The following is a 15225-nucleotide window of genomic DNA, read 5'->3' on the forward strand; positions in this document are numbered from 1 at the left end:
TTTCAGCGGCTGGCATCAGTCAGCTATCAGTCGCGGTAGTGGCGGTGGTGATGCTTGCGATGCCCGTACGCATGGCCGCGACCCGGATGGCCGTCACGGTAGTAGCGGCGGTCACCACGGCGACCTTCATAGCGACGATCATCGTCATCGTCCTTGCCCATGTAGTTACCCAGTGCGCCGCCGGCGCCACCGCCTGCCGCTGCACCGATCAGGCTGCCAGTGCTGCCACCCACGCTGCGGCCGACCACGTTACCGCCGGCTGCACCCAGTGCGCCGCCGATCGCCGCTTCGCCACGGCTGTGCTTGTCTGCGCCGACGGCACTACCGCCAGCGCCGCCCAGGGCCGCACCGATGGTCGAACCGGTATTGCCGCCCAGAGACTGGCCGACGACCGAACCCAAAACCCCGCCCAATGCGCCGCCGACACCTGCTTCGGCGGTACCGCCGGCAGACGCGACGCCACTGACCAGGCCGAGGGACAACAAGAGAATGGAGGAGAACTTCATAGAGGAGCCTCAAAGGGATGACGGCGCGATCCTGAGGCTGGCTTCGCTTGGTGACAATCGAAATCCGACGAGTAGCACGACTTGTGCACAATTCTCTAAGTTATTGTTTTCTCTTCGGAACTTAATGTATTTGCGCCGGTCTTTAGCTACTTCGGACAGGCCGTTTTCTATAAAAAACGGCCTTTTTTGTGGGCGAATGAAAAGCGATGGTCAGGCCGATCTGGCCAGGATCAACCCCTCTTCGCTCGCCGCCTCCAAACGGATTGCCACGAACTTCGAGGTTGGGGTATCGCTTTCGTCGCCAGTGCTTTCCAGCGGCACCAATGGATTCACTTCCGGGTAGTAGGCCGCGGCCTGGCCGGCAGGAATGTCGAATGCCAGCAGGGTAAACCCCTTGACCCGTCGCTCGCGACCGTCATCCCAGAGCGAGACGATATCGGCCTTCTGGCCTGGCTTGAAGCCCAGGCGAATGATGTCGGCTTCATTGACGAACAGCACGTCACGTTGGCCTTTCACACCACGATAACGGTCGTTGAGGCCGTAGATGGTGGTGTTGTACTGGTCGTGGGAGCGCATGGATTGCAGGATCAGGTCCGGCAACTGACCGGTGGCGCGGGTGCGCTCATGCACCAGGTCAGCCGGTAACCGGTTGGGCTTGAAGTTGGCGCGGCCCGAAGGGGTGTTCCAGCGACGTACACTGGCGCTGTTGCCCAGGTAGAAGCCGCCAGGGTTGTGCAATTTCTCGTTGAAGTTCTTGAAGCCGGGAACGGTATCGGCGATCAGGTCGCGGATGCGGTTGTAGTCGGCCACCAGCCAGTTCCAATCCACCGGACGCTCACCCAGGGTGGCGGCGGCCATGCCGGCAATGATCCAGGGCTCGGAACGCATCTGGTTCGACAGGGGTTCCAATTGCCCATTGGAGGCGTGGACCATGCTGAAAGAGTCTTCCACGGTAACCGCTTGCGAGCCAGCGGCTTGCCGGTCGATGTCGGTGCGACCCAGGCACGGCAGGATCAACGCTTCCTTCCCATGGGCCAGATGGCTGCGGTTGAGCTTGGTGCTGATCTGTACGGTCAGGTCGCAGTTGCTCAGGGCCTGGAAAGTCCGGTGACTGTCCGGGGTGGCCTGGGCGAAGTTGCCGCCCAGACCGATGAAGACTTTCGCCTGGCCCGCGGCCATGGCATGGATCGCCTCGACCACGTTGTGGCCGTTCTCCCGCGGTACCTTGAATTGGAAGCGCCGCTCCAGTGTGTCGAGAAATGCGGCGGGTGGGCGCTCGTTGATTCCCATGGTCCGGTCGCCCTGCACGTTGCTATGGCCGCGAACCGGGCACAAGCCCGCGCCGGGCCGGCCGATATTGCCGCGCAGCATCATCAGGTTGGCGATCTCCTGGATGGTCGCCACCGAATGGCGATGCTGGGTGATGCCCATCGCCCAGCACATGATCACGTTCTTGCTGTTGGCGTACATACGCGCCGCCTGCTCGATTTCCACCAGGGTCAGGCCCGACTGCTCGACGATCTGCTCCCATGGGGTGTCGTCGACCACGGCCAGGTATTCCAGCACGTTGGCACTGTGCTCGTTGAGAAAGACGTGGTCGAACACGGCAGGAGCGCCGGCTTTTTGCGCTTCACGTTCCCATTGCAGCAGGAATTTCGCCATGCCGCGCAAGATGGCCATGTCGCCGCCCAGGGCCGGGCGGAAAAACGCGGTGTTGGTGGGTTTGTTACCGTTGGTGAGCATCTCGAACGGGTTCTGCGGATGCTGGAAGCGCTCCAGGCCACGCTCTTTGAGTGGATTGATGCAGACCACCTGGGCCCCGCGCTTCACTGCTTCGCGCAGCGGTTCGAGCATTCTTGGGTGGTTGGTCCCTGGGTTCTGGCCCCAGACGAAAATCGCGTCGGAGTGCTCGAAATCGTCGAAGGTCACCGTGCCCTTGCCCACGCCGACACTCTGGGACAGCGCCACACCGCTGGCCTCGTGGCACATGTTCGAGCAGTCGGGGAAGTTGTTGGTGCCGAAAGCGCGCACGAACAATTGATACAGGTAGGCCGCTTCGTTGCTGGCCCGGCCGGAGGTGTAGAACTCGGCCTGGTTCGGGCTGGACAGTCCTTTCAAGTGCTTGCCGATGAGGGTAAACGCCGCTTCCCAGCTGATGGGTTTGTAGCGATCGGTTTCGGCGTCGTAGCTCATCGGCTCGGTCAGGCGGCCCTGGTATTCGAGCCAGTAGTCGCTCTGCTCCAGCAATGAAGTGACGCTGTGCCGGGCGAAAAATGCAGCGTCGACACGGCGTTTGGTCGCTTCCCAGTTCACCGCCTTGGCGCCGTTTTCGCAGAACTTGACCATGCCGCTTTCCGGCGAGTCGCCCCAGGCGCAGCCCGGGCAGTCGAAGCCACCGTTCTGGTTGGTCTTGAGCATCATGCGCAGGTTTTTCAGCGCGTTATCGCTGGTCAGCCAGGCCTGGGTAACGCTGATCAGCGCCCCCCAACCACCGGCCGGGCCTTTGTAAGGCTTATAGCGCGGTACGGGTTTCTGGTCGACTTGTTGATGCTTGCTCACGCGTGTTTCTCCATCGCAGGGCTATAGACCCGCGGCGCACTTTTTTGCGGCAGGTGGATAAGATTGAGGTTGTGTTTGCGGGCCCACTGCACCGCAAGGCCGGTGGGAGACGACAGGCTGACCAGGGTCTGGATGCCGGCGCGCAACACTTTCTGGATCAGTTCGAGACTGCAGCGACTGGTGACGATCGCCACGCCATCGGCCACCGGAATCTGTTGGCGGACCAAGGCGCCGATCAGCTTGTCGAGGGCGTTGTGGCGGCCTATGTCTTCGCGGCCCAGCAGCAGTTCGCCCTGGCCATTCATGAACAGCGCCGCGTGTACCGCGCCGCAGTGTTGGCCCAAGGGTTGGAACTGGCCGATGCGCTGGCGTAGGCCATCGAGCCATTGCGCAGGTGGCAGCGCTGCGCCGGGCAGCACTTTCAGGTCTGGCAACGCCTGTTCCACGGCTTCCACGCCGCAGAGCCCGCAGCCGCTGGTACCGGCCAGTTGCCGGCGCTGTTGCTTGAGGTTCCAGAAGGCGCGGTTGGCGATGGTCACCTGGGCATATTGTGCGGAGCCGGTGCCGCTCAGTTGCAGGTCATAGATGTCCGACGAATCTTCGATGATGCCGCTGCCCAAGCTGAAACCGATGATGAAATCCTCAAGATCGGTGGGTGTGACCAGCATGACTGCCTGGCTGATGCCGTTATAGGCGATCGCCAACGCCACTTCCTCGGCGAGCTCCGTGCTCTGCGTTTGGACGTGGTCCAGATTGCTGTAGTGGTAGCTCTGGCTGGCGCTGGGCGCGGGTGTTTGCGCGGCGGGCACCGGACAGGCCGGAGGCTTGGCTTTCATGGCATCACCAACGGTTCGAATAGTGACAAGACTAAATGCGGCAATCTGCCACGTCTAATCGCTATTACCGATCTTTCGATAGATGACGTCGATCAAGATGTTACTGTTGATTTTTGATAGAGGGCGAAACAGGCCTCCGCCAACGCCGAGCGCGGGGCACCGCGGCGCATGATGAGCCCCAGCGGGACCAGTGTCTGCGCGTCGACGATGGGCTGCATGCGCAGGTCTTCGGTCAGGACATCCAGGCCGCTGTTCAATGGCATCACCGCGCAGCACAGTCCACCATGTACGGCTTGCAGGAGCTGATGCACGGCGTCGGTCTGCAACAGTGGACGGGGCGCGAGGTTGCGGCTGTGGAAGTTGTGATCGATGGACTGCCGAAAGTGCATGCCGCTGGTGAGCATACCGAGGGGGAGTTCGATCAGTGCTTCCCAGGTCAGTGGTTGTTCACCGAAGAAGAAAAAGCGCTGGTCGTACAGCAGGCCCATGCGAGTAGGACTGAACGGCAGGGATTCGAAGCGTTCGTTGTCCAGGCGCTCCAGGTAGGAAACGCCCAGGTCGATGCGGTTGCTTGCCAGTTGTTCGAGGATCTGTTCGGAGCTCAGGGACGACAGTTCGAAATGCAGCTCGGGGTGCTCGGCATGCAGCCGTTGCATCATCGACAGCGGGTCGAAATCGGACAGGGGCACCACGCCCAGGCGCAGGGTACCGGCCAGATTGCCACGGCAGGCTGCCGCTTCGGCCTGCAGGCCGTCATAGGCCGCCAGCACCGTTCGCGCCCAGGCCAGCACCCGTTCCCCCGGTGCGGTGAAGCCTTCGAAGCGTTGGCCACGATTGACCAGTGGCAAGTCAAGCTCCTCTTCAAGGCTGCGCAGGCGCATCGACAAGGTGGGTTGGGTGATGTGACAGCGTGCGGCGGCTTGGCCGAAGTGGCGGGTTTCGTCCAGCGCGATGAGAAATTTCAGCTGCTTGATGTCCATCTTCGCTCCAGGGCGCGGGGAGATTTGGATTCTAGCGCCTGCACGTGGCGCGGTCATTGGTCGGCCGGGAACGAGGTTCGTTTCGTTTGGGTCTAGTCTGTTACGTCTGGACATTCAAACCCAGGGAGAGAATACGATGAGCCTTTTCAGTTTTTTGAAAGATGCCGGTGAGAAAATTCTTGATGCGTTGACACCCGACAAGGCACAGGCCAATGGTGAAGCGCTGACCCGGCACGTGAAAGACGCACTGACAGGCATTGATACTTCGAAGATCCAGGTGAAAGTCGAGGGCGAAAAAGTCGTAGCCACGGGTGAAGCCGCAAGTCAGGAAGAGAAGGAAAAGATCCTGTTGGCGTTGGGTAATGTGATCGGTATCAGCGGTGTCGACGATCAGATCACGGTAACCGGTCCGGTCGCCAAGGAGGCCAGATTCGTGACGGTCGAAAGCGGCGACACCTTGAGTAAGATTGCCAAGCGTTTCTATGGCGATGCGAACCAGTACATGAAAATCTTCGAGGCCAACAAGCCGATGCTCAAGAGCCCGGACCTGATCTATCCAGGGCAGTCGTTGCGCATTCCTGAGTAGGCTCGGGACCGTATAGTCCCAATCGCGAGCAGGCTCGCTCCCACAGGGATCGCTGGAACCGAAGATCCCTTGTGGGAGCCTGCTCGCGATTGGGCGCAACGCTGTTCAAAGCCCTGCAATCAGATCCCGATAATCCTTCAGCGCCGCGAACTCCCCCGTATCCTTCGGCCCCTTGCGGCTGTCCGGCTCGCTGACGGCCAGCAGGTGTGCCACACCGAAATCCCGGGCACTGCGCAACACCGGCAGGGTGTCGTCGATGAACAGGCTGCGAGCCGGGTCGAAGTCCAGGTCAGCTTTCAGCGCGTCCCAGAATTGCGGGTTTTCCTTAGGGAAGCCGTAGTCGTGGGAGCTGATCAAGCGCTCGAAATAAGGGGCGAGCTCGATGCGTTCCAGCTTCAGGGACAACGAGTCGCGGTGGGCATTGGTGATCATCACCACGCGCTTGCCGGCTCGCTGGATTGCCGCCAGGAAGGTATCGGCATCCGGGCGCAGGGCGATCAGGTGCGCGGTTTCCAGTTTCAGTTCGCGCACCGGCAATTTCAGCTCTGTGCTCCAGAAATCCAGGCAGTACCACTGCAATTGGCCGGCGTTGCGTTCGAACAACGGTTGCAGTTCCATCTCGGCCATGGCCCGGCTCACGCCATGCAGTTCGGCGTAGCGCTGGGGCAGGTGTTCCATCCAGAAATGGTTGTCGTAATGCAGATCCAGCAGGGTGCCGTCCATGTCCAGCAGCACCGTGTCGATCTCGTGCCAGGGCAGCAAGGCCATAAAACTTCTCCAGCGGTAATCGGATATCCGCCATAAACATTCAGAATAGGCCGGGTATAGTAGCCTGCTATCGCCCAGGGAGCCGTTTATGCGCCAGAAACCCACCATACTCGATCGACGGATCGTCGCCACCAGCCGCTTGTTTTGCGTGGAAGAACTGAAGCTGCGTTTTTCCAATGGCGTGGAGCGCACCTACGAGCGTTTGGCGGGCAAGGGCCCGGGGTACGGCGCAGTGATGATTGTGGCGATGCTCGATGCCGACCACGCGGTGTTGGTGGAAGAGTATTGCGGCGGTACCGACGCCTACGAGCTGTCGCTGCCCAAGGGTTTGATCGAGCCGGGCGAGGACGTGCTGGCGGCGGCTGAGCGCGAGCTCAAGGAAGAGGCCGGTTTTGGTGCGCGTCAATTGGAGCATCTGACCGAGCTGTCGCTGTCTCCCGGCTACATGAGCCAGAAAATCCAGGTGGTGCTGGCGACGGACCTGTACGAAGAGCGACTGGAAGGTGACGAGCCTGAGCCGATGCGCGTGGACAAGGTCAACCTGCGCGAATTGTCGTCCCTGGCACAAAACCCACAATTCACCGAGGGTCGGGCCTTGGCGGCGTTATACCTGGCCCGTGACCTGCTGACCCTGCGCGGAGCGTTTCTGGCATGAATTACCCCCATCCCCTGATGGCCCCAGTGGTCGAACTGGCGCTCAAGGCCGGCGCGGCGATCCTGCCTTTCTGGCGAGCCAACGTGCAGGTTGTCCAGAAGGCCGACGAGTCGCCGGTGACCGCCGCGGACATGGCTGCTCACGATGTCATCGTGGCCGGGCTGACGGCCCTGGCCCCGGAGATCCCGATCCTTTCCGAAGAGGACGCCGATATCCCCCAGGATGTACGCGCTGGCTGGCAGCGCTGGTGGCTGGTGGACCCGCTGGATGGGACCAAGGAGTTCATTTCCGGTAGCGAGGAGTTCACCGTCAACATTGCGCTGATCGAGCGGGGACACGTGGTGTTTGGCGTGGTATCGATGCCTACCAACGGCCGTTTCTACGTCGGCGGCGCGGGGCTGGGCGCCTGGCGTGGCGACAAGGGTGCCGAGCCTGTGCCGGTCGAGGTGCGTCATGTGCCTGGGCCGGGTGAAGCGTTCACCGTGGTCGCCAGTCGCCGTCATACCAGCCCGGAGCAGGAGCGTCTCTTGAGCGGTTTGAGCCAGAAACTGGGGGAACTGCAGCTCACCAGCATCGGCAGTTCATTGAAGTTTTGCCTGGTGGCCGAAGGCGCGGCGGATTGCTATCCACGATTGGCGCCGACGTCCCAGTGGGACACCGCCGCGGCCCAGGGGGTATTGGAAGGCGCAGGCGGCGAGGTGTTGGACTTGAGCGGCGAGCGGTTCTGCTATCCGCCGCGGGAGTCGCTTCTGAACGCTTCGTTCCTCGCGTTGCCGGCGAAAGCGGCGTGGCGTGAGCAGCTGCTGGCGCTCGCCCGTTCCTGAGGCTGATGGGTTCACTTAAGGTCCATGAATCATTGTGGCGCGGGGATAAATCCCTCGCCACAAAGGTTTGTGACAGCCCTGTCAGCGGTGCAACACGTACTGCCCCTCGAACCGCACCGCTACTTCTTCGCTACCGTCATTCACCACCCGCGTTTGCAGGGTCAGCCGCGCCCGTCCGTAACGCTGGTAAGTGGCCAGGAAGCGCTTCCACACCTTTTCTTCAGGCGCATCGCAGAGAACCGCCGCGTCGCGGGTGACCGGCAGTGGGTAGCTGATCTGCCCTTCCTGGATCACGATATGCCCGTCTTCGATGCCTTCCTCGCGCAGGGCCAGGTGCAGCCAACCCCAGCCGCCGAGCACTGCGCCGCAATACAGGCTGCCGCCGAACATGGTGCTCTTGTGGTTGACATTGGCCGCAAGCGGCAGGAACAGCCGCAGTTGTCGGGCCTGCCAATCGAGCACCTTGAGACCCATGTCACGGGTCAGCGGTATGTCGTGATGCAGGATCGATTCCAGGTAACGGCTGTTGCGGTTCATTGCCGGGCCTCTTGTTTGTAAGGAGGGCAACGATAACTCAATCGGAGTCATCGGCCGCGCCAGAACTGCTGTCGCCGAATGTCAGCCCATGCTTGCGTAATTTGTCGTGCAGGGTCTTGCGCGGAATGCCCAAGGCTTCGGCGAGGCTGCGTACCGAACTGTGGGGGCGGGCCAGCTCGGCGGCGATGAGGGTTCTCTCGAAATTCTCGACCTGCTCGCTCAGGCCGCCGCTGACGATCTTTACCGGTGTGCCGGGCGTGCCTTCCGGCACGCCATTGTCCAGGGCCAGTTCCAGGCCCAGGGCAAAGCGTTCGGCGGCGTTCTGCAACTCCCGGACGTTGCCCGGCCAGCTGTGGCGCAGCAGCAGCGCCCGTTGTGCCGGTTGCAGTTCATGGGGTGGCAGGCCATGGCGCGCACTGGCTTCGTCGGCGAAGTGCTGGAACAGCATCAGCGCGTCCTCGCCTCGTTCGCGCAATGGCGGGATACGCAATGGGGCTACATTCAGGCGGTAATACAGGTCGGCCCGAAAGCGTCCCTGGTCGGCCGCCTGGCGCAAGTCTTCCTTGGTGGCGGCGATGACGCGGATGTCCAGCGGGATCTGTTGATTGCCCCCCAGTCGCTCCACCACGCGCTCCTGCAGCAGCCGTAGCAGCTTGACCTGGACGTCCAGGCTCATGCTTTCGATTTCATCGAGGAACAGTGTGCCGCCATTGGCGAACTCGAACTTGCCGATGCGACGTTTCTGCGCGCCGGTGAAGGCCCCGGGTTCGTGGCCGAACAGTTCGCTTTCCACCACTGATTCGGCCAGGGCCCCGGCGTTGATCGCCACGAATGGGCCGTTGCGCCGGCCCGAAAGGTCATGCAGCGCACGGGCCACCACTTCCTTGCCGGCGCCGGTTTCACCGAGGATCAGCACGTCGGCGCGGGTGGCCGCCAATGCGCCGATCTGTTCGCGCAGACGCAGCATCGGTGCGGACTGGCCGACCAGGCGGGCGCTGAGCTCATGACGGTCGCTGAGGGCCAGGCGCAGGCTGCGGTTGTCCAGCACCAGGCGGCGCAGGGCCAGGGCCCGGCGTACGCTGTCGAGCAGGTGATCGCTGGCGAAAGGTTTTTCCAGGAAGTCATAGGCACCGGCGCGCATCGCCTGGACCGCCAGCGGCACATCACCGTGGCCGGTGATCAGCAGCACCGGCAGCTCCGGGTCCTGGGCGTGGAGTTGAGTCAGCAGTTCGAGGCCGTCGATGCCCGGCATGCGAATGTCGCTGACCACCACACCCGGCCAGTCACGGGGCAGTTGCCCAGCGAAGCCCTTGGCCTCGGCCAGGGACAGGATATTCAGGCCGGCCAGGTCGAGGGTCTGGCTCAAGGCCTGACGCAGGTGGGGATCGTCGTCGATCAGCACCACCTCAATCCGGTTATCGATGGTCATACGCTACGGTCCTCGGACGGTTGCAAGCTTACCCCAGGCGCGCCGGCGCGCAGCTTGAGGGTGATCAGGGCGCCGCCTTCCTTGTGGTTGGCGAACGACAGTTCTCCACCGAAGGCGCGCATCAGGGTGTCGCAGATCGCCAGCCCCAGCCCCAGGCCCTGGGTACGGGTCTTGGTGGTGTAGAAGGGTTCGCCGGCACGGCCCAGGGCTTCCATGCAAAAGCCCGGGCCGTTATCGCGGATGTACAGGTTGACGCCGGTTTCGGTGGCCTGGGCACTGAGCCAGAGTTTGCGCGGAGGGCCTTTTTCGGTCAGGGCATCGAGGGCGTTGGCCAGCAGGTTGCCGAGCACCTGGCGCAAGCGGGTTTCGCCGGCCTCTACCCACAGCGTGGCTGCCGGCAGGTCGCGGATCAGCTCCACCTCCATGCTGCGCCGACGCTTGGCGAGCAGCGCCAGGGCATCGTCCAGGGCCGGTTGCAGGGCGACGCTTTCCGGTGCATGACGGTCGCGGCGGGCGAAGGCCCGCAGGTGAGCGATGATCGACGCCATGCGTCCGGTCAGTTCATTGATCAGTTTGAGGTTGCCCCTGGCGTCCTCGGTGCGCTGATGGTCGAGCAATATTTCGGCGTTTTCCGCATAGCTGCGAATCGCCGCCAGCGGCTGGTTGAGTTCATGGCTGATGCTGGCCGACATGGTGCCCAATGCCGACAGCTTGCCGGCCTGCACCAGGTCATCCTGGGCGCGGACCAGCTCCTGTTGCGCCTGCTCGCGCTCCAGGACTTCCTGTTTCAGGCGCCGGTTCAGGCCTTCCAGATCGCTGGTGCGCTCGGCCACCCGGCCTTCCAGCTCGTGGCGCGCCTTGCCTTCGAAAGCGATCCGGTCCAGGTAATGGCGCCTGCGTTGCATCATCAAGCCGAGCAACAGCATCAAGACCAGCAGCGCTGCACCGCCAGTGGCGACGACGGTACGCACGGGCCTGTCGATCAGGGTGCGTGGAGCGAGGATGCTCACGCTCCATCCCGTTTCTTCGATGGTCTGGGTCTGGGTCAGCCAGGCCTGTGGATCCAGATTCAGCGGTTTCGGATCGCGAGTCGGGTAGGGTTGCACGGCGCTGATTGCGCTATGTTCCTCGTCGCTTAACGGGCGGGTCGAGCGAAATCGCCATTCCTGCCGGGAAGTCAGGATGACCACCCCGTTATGATCGGTCACCAGCAACTGTTCCGGGGTTTTGCCCCACAGGCTTTCGGTATGGTCCAGGTCGACCTTGACCACCAGCACACCGATGACACGGTCGCGCTCACGCACGGCGGCGGCGAAGAAATAACCACGCTTGGCCGACGTAGTTCCCAGGCCGAAGAAGCGCCCCAGACGCCCGGCCATGGCTTCGATGTAGTACGGCCGGAAGGCGAAATTGCGCCCGACGAAACTGTCATGCTTGTCCCAGTTCGAGGCCGCCAGCGTCTTGCCGGTGGCGTCCATCAGGTACATCACCTCGGCACCGGTCTGGGTGCTGATTTTTTTCAGAAGCTGGTTGGCGTTGCTTTGGGTGAATTCATCGTCCGGGGCGGATAGCGTCGCGCGCAGTGCCGGCAGGTCACCGAGAATCTGCGGCAAGACCTCATAGCGGTGCAACGTGCCCAGCAGGTTGGCGACGTAAAGGTCCAGTGTCTGGCGATTCTGCCCGGCCAATTCGCTGCGGTAATAGCGCTCGGCCAGATGCTCCAGCGGCCATAGCAACGGTGCCAGGCACAGTGCAAGCAAGGCCAGGCTGCGCCAACGGGGTCTGCGGGGAAGGGTGGAGTTCATGAGCGTGCGCCTGTAGGAACAAGCGCATTATGCCTAGTGTCCTGTCTCGGAAATACGTTCTTTTTTGGCGAGTGGCTTGGGTGTTCGGCCAAGGCGCCGCGACGAGTCATAGCAGGGCTATGGCGAGGAGTGGCAACGCCGGCCGGGCACCCAAGACACCGCCAAAAATGAACAGCTTATTTCCGAGACCGGACACTAGTGTCGCTCGGCAAGGCACTGCTGCAACGCGCTTCGCCAGTCTGGCTGGCTCACCCCCCATTCCCGGAACAGGCGGGTGCAATCCAGGCGCGAGTTCAGCGGCCGCGGTGCTGGCGTCGGGTATTCGCTGGACGGGATGGGCTCAATGACCGCACAAGGCTTGTGTTGCCCAACCAATTGTTCACCGATGGCCTGGGCAAAACCGAACCAGGATGTCTCGCCTTGGGCCGTCAGGTGATAAGTGCCCCAGGCGCCGCCCCGCCCCGTCATCCAGCGCTCGATAAGCCTGGCGGTACTGTCGGCAATGGTTCCAGCCCAAGTCGGGGCTCCGACCTGGTCGGCTACCACCCGCAGGTGCGGTTTTTCCTGGAGCAGACGCTGCATGGTCAGGAGAAAGTTGCGGCCTTCGGTCGAATACACCCAGCTGGTGCGCAATATCAGGTACTGGCCGCCGGCTTGGTAGATGGCATCCTCGCCGGCCAGTTTGCTGCGTCCGTAGACACTCAGCGGGTTGGGTGTGTCGTCCTCTGTGTAGGGCTGTGGCTTGCGGCCATCGAAGACATAATCGGTGGAGTAGTGGATCAGCGGGACGCCCAGCTCATTTGCTGCGAGGGCCAGGATCCCCGGTGCGCTGGCGTTGATGGCAAAGGCCAGTTCCGGCTCGCTCTCGGCCTGGTCGACGGCTGTATGTGCGGCGGCGTTGATGATCAGATCGGGGTGCAGGGCATCTATGTGCAAGCGCAGCTGATCCGGTCGCGCCAGGTCGAGCTGATCGCTGCCGCGCACGATCAGCTCACCGGCGTCGGTCAGGCGCGATTGGAGCGCCCGGGACACCTGGCCGTTCTTGCCGATGATCAGGATTCGCAAGGGCGCACTCATGGGAACAGGTCGGCCTCATGCAGAAACTTGCCGTTCTGGTCCTTGGACGAGAGGGTGGGCGCGCCCTCCAGCTCCCAGTCGATGGCCAGGTCCGGATCGTCCCAACGGATGCAGCGTTCGGCCATGGGCGCATAGTAATCGGTGGTTTTATAGAGAAAATCCGCTGACTCGCTCAGTACCATGAAACCGTGGGCGAAGCCTGGCGGAATCCACAGCTGCCGCTGGTTCTGCGCCGACAGACGCACACTCTCCCACTGGCCGAAAGTGGGCGAGCTGCGGCGAATGTCCACAGCCACGTCCAGCACTTCGCCGGCGATGACACGCACGAGCTTTCCCTGGGCCTGTTCGATCTGATAATGCAGGCCCCGCAGCACACCTTTGGTCGAGCGTGAGTGGTTGTCCTGGACGAACTGCAGGTCGCAACCAGTGGCCTCGGCGAACGCGCGGGCATTGAAGCTTTCGTAGAAAAAGCCGCGGTCGTCGCCGAAGACTTTTGGCTCGATGATCAGGACGTCCGGCAGTCGGGTGGCGATGACGTTCAACGTGATTCTCCGGCGATCTTGAACAGGTACTGGCCGTAACCGGTCTTGCCGAAGTACTCGGCGCGTTCAAGAATGTGTTCGCGGCTGACCCAACCCTGTTGGTAGGCAATTTCTTCCAGGCACGCCACTTTCAAGCCTTGGCGATGTTCAATGGTCTGCACGTATTGCGAGGCTTCCAGCAGACTGTCGTGGGTGCCGGTGTCCAGCCAGGCGAAACCGCGACCGAATCGCTCCACATGCAGGTCGCCGCGTTGCAGATAAGCGTTGTTGACGTCGGTGATCTCCAGTTCGCCGCGTTTGGAAGGCTTTATCGCCTTGGCGATCTGGATCACGTCGTTATCGTAGAAATACAGACCGGTGACCGCATAGCTGGATTTGGGCTCGGCGGGTTTTTCTTCAATGGAAAGGGCATGGCCTTCGGCGTCGAAGTCGATCACGCCAAAACGCTCCGGATCCTTGACCCAGTAGCCGAAGACGGTCGCACCTTGCGGCCGATTGACAGCGGTCTGCAATTGTTCACCGAAGTACTGTCCGTGGAAAATGTTGTCGCCCAGGATCAGGCACACCGGATCGCTGCCAATGAACTGTTCGCCGATCAGGAATGCCTGGGCCAGGCCATCGGGTGATGGTTGTTCGGCGTAACTGATCTGCACGCCGAATTGGCTGCCATCGCCCAGCAGGTTGCGGTATTGCGGCAGATCCTGTGGGGTGGAGATCACCAGGATGTTCTTGATACCCGCAAGCATCAGTACCGAGATCGGGTAGTAGATCATCGGTTTGTCGTACACCGGAAGCAGTTGCTTGGAAACCCCGAGGGTAATCGGGTGCAGTCGTGTGCCGGAACCACCGGCCAGAACAATGCCTTTCATCATGCAATCGATTCCTTTTCATCGAGCGAGCCGAGGCGCTCGCCCTGATAGCTGCCGTCCTGGACACGTCGGCACCACTGGAGATTCTCAAGGTACCACTGCACGGTTTTGCGCAGGCCCGTGTCGAAGGTTTCCCTGGGCGTCCAGCCCAGTTCCCGTTCGATCTTGCCGGCATCGATGGCATAACGCAGGTCGTGGCCGGGGCGGTCCCTGACGAAAGTGATCAGGTCGACATAGCGCCCGATCCCTTCGGGTTTGTCGGGCGCCAGTTCTTCGAGCAACGCGCAGATGCTGCGTACGACATCGATGTTCTTCTGCTCATTGTGGCCGCCAATATTGTAGGTCTCTCCGACCACGCCTTCGGTGACGACTTTCAGCAGGGCCCGGGCATGGTCTTCGACATACAGCCAATCCCGCACCTGTTGTCCGTCGCCGTACACCGGCAATGGTTTGCCGGCCAAGGCGTTGAGGATCACCAACGGAATCAGCTTTTCGGGGAAGTGGAACGGCCCATAGTTGTTGGAGCAGTTGGTCAGTAGCACGGGCAAGCCGTAGGTGCGCTGCCAGGCACGAACCAGATGGTCGGACGCTGCCTTGCTGGCGGAATAAGGGGAACTGGGTGCATACGGGGTGGTTTCGGTGAACAGGTCATCGACGCCGTGCAGGTCACCGTACACTTCGTCGGTAGAAATATGGTGGAAACGAAACGCTTGTTTCTGGGCCTCTGGCAAGGTTTGCCAATAGGCGCGGGTAGCTTCCAGGAGGCTATAAGTGCCTACGATATTGGTCTGGATGAAGTCCGCCGGGCCATCAATGGAACGGTCTACATGGGACTCTGCTGCAAGATGCATGATCGCATCAGGCTTGAACCGCGCCAGCACGGCACTGACTGTGGCTTGATCGACGATATCGGCTTGTACGAATTCATAACGACTGTCGTGATCGACGCTGCTCAGCGATTCGAGATTGCCAGCGTACGTCAATTTATCGAGGTTCAGGATCTGGTGTTCGGTATCAAGGATCAAATGCCGTACGAGGGCCGAGCCGATGAAGCCGGCACCACCAGTGATGAGAATGCGCATCCGGTTAAGCCTTTTTCCATGAGACGACAAAATATGGAGCATAGCTTGTCGACATGCGGATGACGGTGCAAGCGGGATGTTCCAGGAATGTCCCGAATCGGGAGGTCAATCCAAGGTGGGGAAACTCGCCAAAAGTACCCGTCGCTCCAAAAAAATAGGTGTGGATATCC

15 protein-coding genes are annotated in these 15225 nt (G+C 61.6%); 3 read left to right on the forward strand and 12 right to left on the reverse strand.

The features are described from left to right. Positions 1-26 precede the first annotated feature (26 nt). The 4 genes from FBX99_RS11235 to FBX99_RS11250 all read right to left on the reverse strand — a co-directional run bounded on the left by FBX99_RS11235 (position 27) and on the right by FBX99_RS11250 (position 4881). Positions 27-506, reverse strand: coding sequence for a glycine zipper domain-containing protein (locus tag FBX99_RS11235; protein WP_144930385.1), 480 nt, complete (start codon positions 504-506; stop codon positions 27-29). Between the two features lie 210 nt (positions 507-716). Continuing rightward, positions 717-3065 carry an FdhF/YdeP family oxidoreductase gene (locus tag FBX99_RS11240; RefSeq protein ID WP_144930384.1) on the reverse strand — a complete coding sequence of 783 codons (2349 nt, stop codon included), beginning with the start codon at positions 3063-3065 and terminating at the stop codon, positions 717-719. Next, entirely contained in the window at positions 3062-3901 is an 840-nt protein-coding gene (gene fdhD / locus FBX99_RS11245) for a formate dehydrogenase accessory sulfurtransferase FdhD (RefSeq protein ID WP_144930383.1), read from the reverse strand. Before fdhD ends, FBX99_RS11240 begins: the two co-directional genes overlap by 4 nt. A gap of 92 nt (positions 3902-3993) precedes the next feature. Next, on the reverse strand, positions 3994-4881 hold the full coding sequence (locus FBX99_RS11250; protein ID WP_144930382.1) for a LysR family transcriptional regulator: 888 nt from the start codon (positions 4879-4881) through the stop codon (positions 3994-3996). Between the two features lie 136 nt (positions 4882-5017). Here FBX99_RS11250 and lysM point away from each other — a divergent pair, with 136 nt between their 5' ends. Beyond that, positions 5018-5467, forward strand: a complete 450-nt coding sequence (gene lysM / locus FBX99_RS11255; RefSeq protein WP_145131600.1) for a peptidoglycan-binding protein LysM — start codon at positions 5018-5020, stop codon at positions 5465-5467. Between the two features lie 105 nt (positions 5468-5572). On the opposite strand, the gene yrfG is transcribed toward lysM, so the two are convergent. Continuing rightward, a complete protein-coding gene (yrfG, locus tag FBX99_RS11260) occupies positions 5573-6235 on the reverse strand; it encodes a GMP/IMP nucleotidase (protein WP_144930380.1) in 663 nt (220 codons plus the stop codon). Between the two features lie 88 nt (positions 6236-6323). Here yrfG and nudE point away from each other — a divergent pair, with 88 nt between their 5' ends. Continuing rightward, complete coding sequence (gene nudE, locus FBX99_RS11265; RefSeq protein WP_041024607.1) at positions 6324-6890, forward strand: ADP compounds hydrolase NudE; 567 nt, start codon at positions 6324-6326, stop codon at positions 6888-6890. Next, positions 6887-7714 (forward strand): 3'(2'),5'-bisphosphate nucleotidase CysQ, encoded by an 828-nt coding sequence (gene cysQ, locus FBX99_RS11270; protein ID WP_144930379.1) that lies wholly within the window; start codon positions 6887-6889, stop codon positions 7712-7714. The genes nudE and cysQ overlap by 4 nt, the downstream gene beginning before the upstream one ends. 81 nt (positions 7715-7795) lie before the next feature. Here cysQ and FBX99_RS11275 read toward each other — a convergent pair whose 3' ends face one another. From FBX99_RS11275 to rfbB, 7 genes are all read right to left on the reverse strand, one after another. After that, positions 7796-8251 carry a YiiD C-terminal domain-containing protein gene (locus FBX99_RS11275; protein WP_144930378.1) on the reverse strand — a complete coding sequence of 152 codons (456 nt, stop codon included), beginning with the start codon at positions 8249-8251 and terminating at the stop codon, positions 7796-7798. Between the two features lie 37 nt (positions 8252-8288). Next, positions 8289-9680 (reverse strand): sigma-54 dependent transcriptional regulator, encoded by a 1392-nt coding sequence (locus tag FBX99_RS11280; RefSeq protein WP_145131602.1) that lies wholly within the window; start codon positions 9678-9680, stop codon positions 8289-8291. Beyond that, positions 9677-11485 (reverse strand): ATP-binding protein, encoded by a 1809-nt coding sequence (locus FBX99_RS11285; protein WP_047699905.1) that lies wholly within the window; start codon positions 11483-11485, stop codon positions 9677-9679. Before FBX99_RS11285 ends, FBX99_RS11280 begins: the two co-directional genes overlap by 4 nt. A 195-nt stretch (positions 11486-11680) precedes the next feature. Next, positions 11681-12562, reverse strand: coding sequence for a dTDP-4-dehydrorhamnose reductase (rfbD, locus tag FBX99_RS11290; protein WP_144930376.1), 882 nt, complete (start codon positions 12560-12562; stop codon positions 11681-11683). Further along, complete coding sequence (gene rfbC, locus FBX99_RS11295) at positions 12559-13104, reverse strand: dTDP-4-dehydrorhamnose 3,5-epimerase (protein ID WP_144930375.1); 546 nt, start codon at positions 13102-13104, stop codon at positions 12559-12561. Before rfbC ends, rfbD begins: the two co-directional genes overlap by 4 nt. Further along, the gene (gene rfbA, locus FBX99_RS11300) at positions 13101-13976 is read right to left on the reverse strand and encodes a glucose-1-phosphate thymidylyltransferase RfbA (RefSeq protein ID WP_145131604.1); all 876 of its coding nucleotides are present in this window, start codon (positions 13974-13976) and stop codon (positions 13101-13103) included. Before rfbA ends, rfbC begins: the two co-directional genes overlap by 4 nt. Beyond that, positions 13973-15055, reverse strand: a complete 1083-nt coding sequence (gene rfbB / locus FBX99_RS11305; RefSeq protein ID WP_144930373.1) for a dTDP-glucose 4,6-dehydratase — start codon at positions 15053-15055, stop codon at positions 13973-13975. The genes rfbA and rfbB overlap by 4 nt, the downstream gene beginning before the upstream one ends. Between the last annotated feature and the right edge of the window lie 170 nt (positions 15056-15225).

The organism is Pseudomonas sp. SJZ074 (assembly GCF_007828215.1).
In the GTDB taxonomy this organism is placed as follows: Bacteria; Pseudomonadota; Gammaproteobacteria; order Pseudomonadales; family Pseudomonadaceae; genus Aquipseudomonas.

Coding starts and splice junctions, on each gene's coding strand:
- FBX99_RS11235 (WP_144930385.1), bottom strand. CDS start 506: ATGAAGTTCTCCTCCATTCTCTTGTTGTCCCTCGGCCTGGTCAGTGGC.
- fdhD (WP_144930383.1), bottom strand. CDS start 3,901: ATGAAAGCCAAGCCTCCGGCCTGTCCGGTGCCCGCCGCGCAAACACCC.
- FBX99_RS11250 (WP_144930382.1), bottom strand. CDS start 4,881: ATGGACATCAAGCAGCTGAAATTTCTCATCGCGCTGGACGAAACCCGC.
- lysM (WP_145131600.1), top strand. CDS start 5,018: ATGAGCCTTTTCAGTTTTTTGAAAGATGCCGGTGAGAAAATTCTTGAT.
- yrfG (WP_144930380.1), bottom strand. CDS start 6,235: ATGGCCTTGCTGCCCTGGCACGAGATCGACACGGTGCTGCTGGACATG.
- nudE (WP_041024607.1), top strand. CDS start 6,324: ATGCGCCAGAAACCCACCATACTCGATCGACGGATCGTCGCCACCAGC.
- cysQ (WP_144930379.1), top strand. CDS start 6,887: ATGAATTACCCCCATCCCCTGATGGCCCCAGTGGTCGAACTGGCGCTC.
- FBX99_RS11275 (WP_144930378.1), bottom strand. CDS start 8,251: ATGAACCGCAACAGCCGTTACCTGGAATCGATCCTGCATCACGACATA.
- FBX99_RS11280 (WP_145131602.1), bottom strand. CDS start 9,680: ATGACCATCGATAACCGGATTGAGGTGGTGCTGATCGACGACGATCCC.
- FBX99_RS11285 (WP_047699905.1), bottom strand. CDS start 11,485: ATGAACTCCACCCTTCCCCGCAGACCCCGTTGGCGCAGCCTGGCCTTG.
- rfbD (WP_144930376.1), bottom strand. CDS start 12,562: ATGAGTGCGCCCTTGCGAATCCTGATCATCGGCAAGAACGGCCAGGTG.
- rfbA (WP_145131604.1), bottom strand. CDS start 13,976: ATGATGAAAGGCATTGTTCTGGCCGGTGGTTCCGGCACACGACTGCAC.
- rfbB (WP_144930373.1), bottom strand. CDS start 15,055: ATGCGCATTCTCATCACTGGTGGTGCCGGCTTCATCGGCTCGGCCCTC.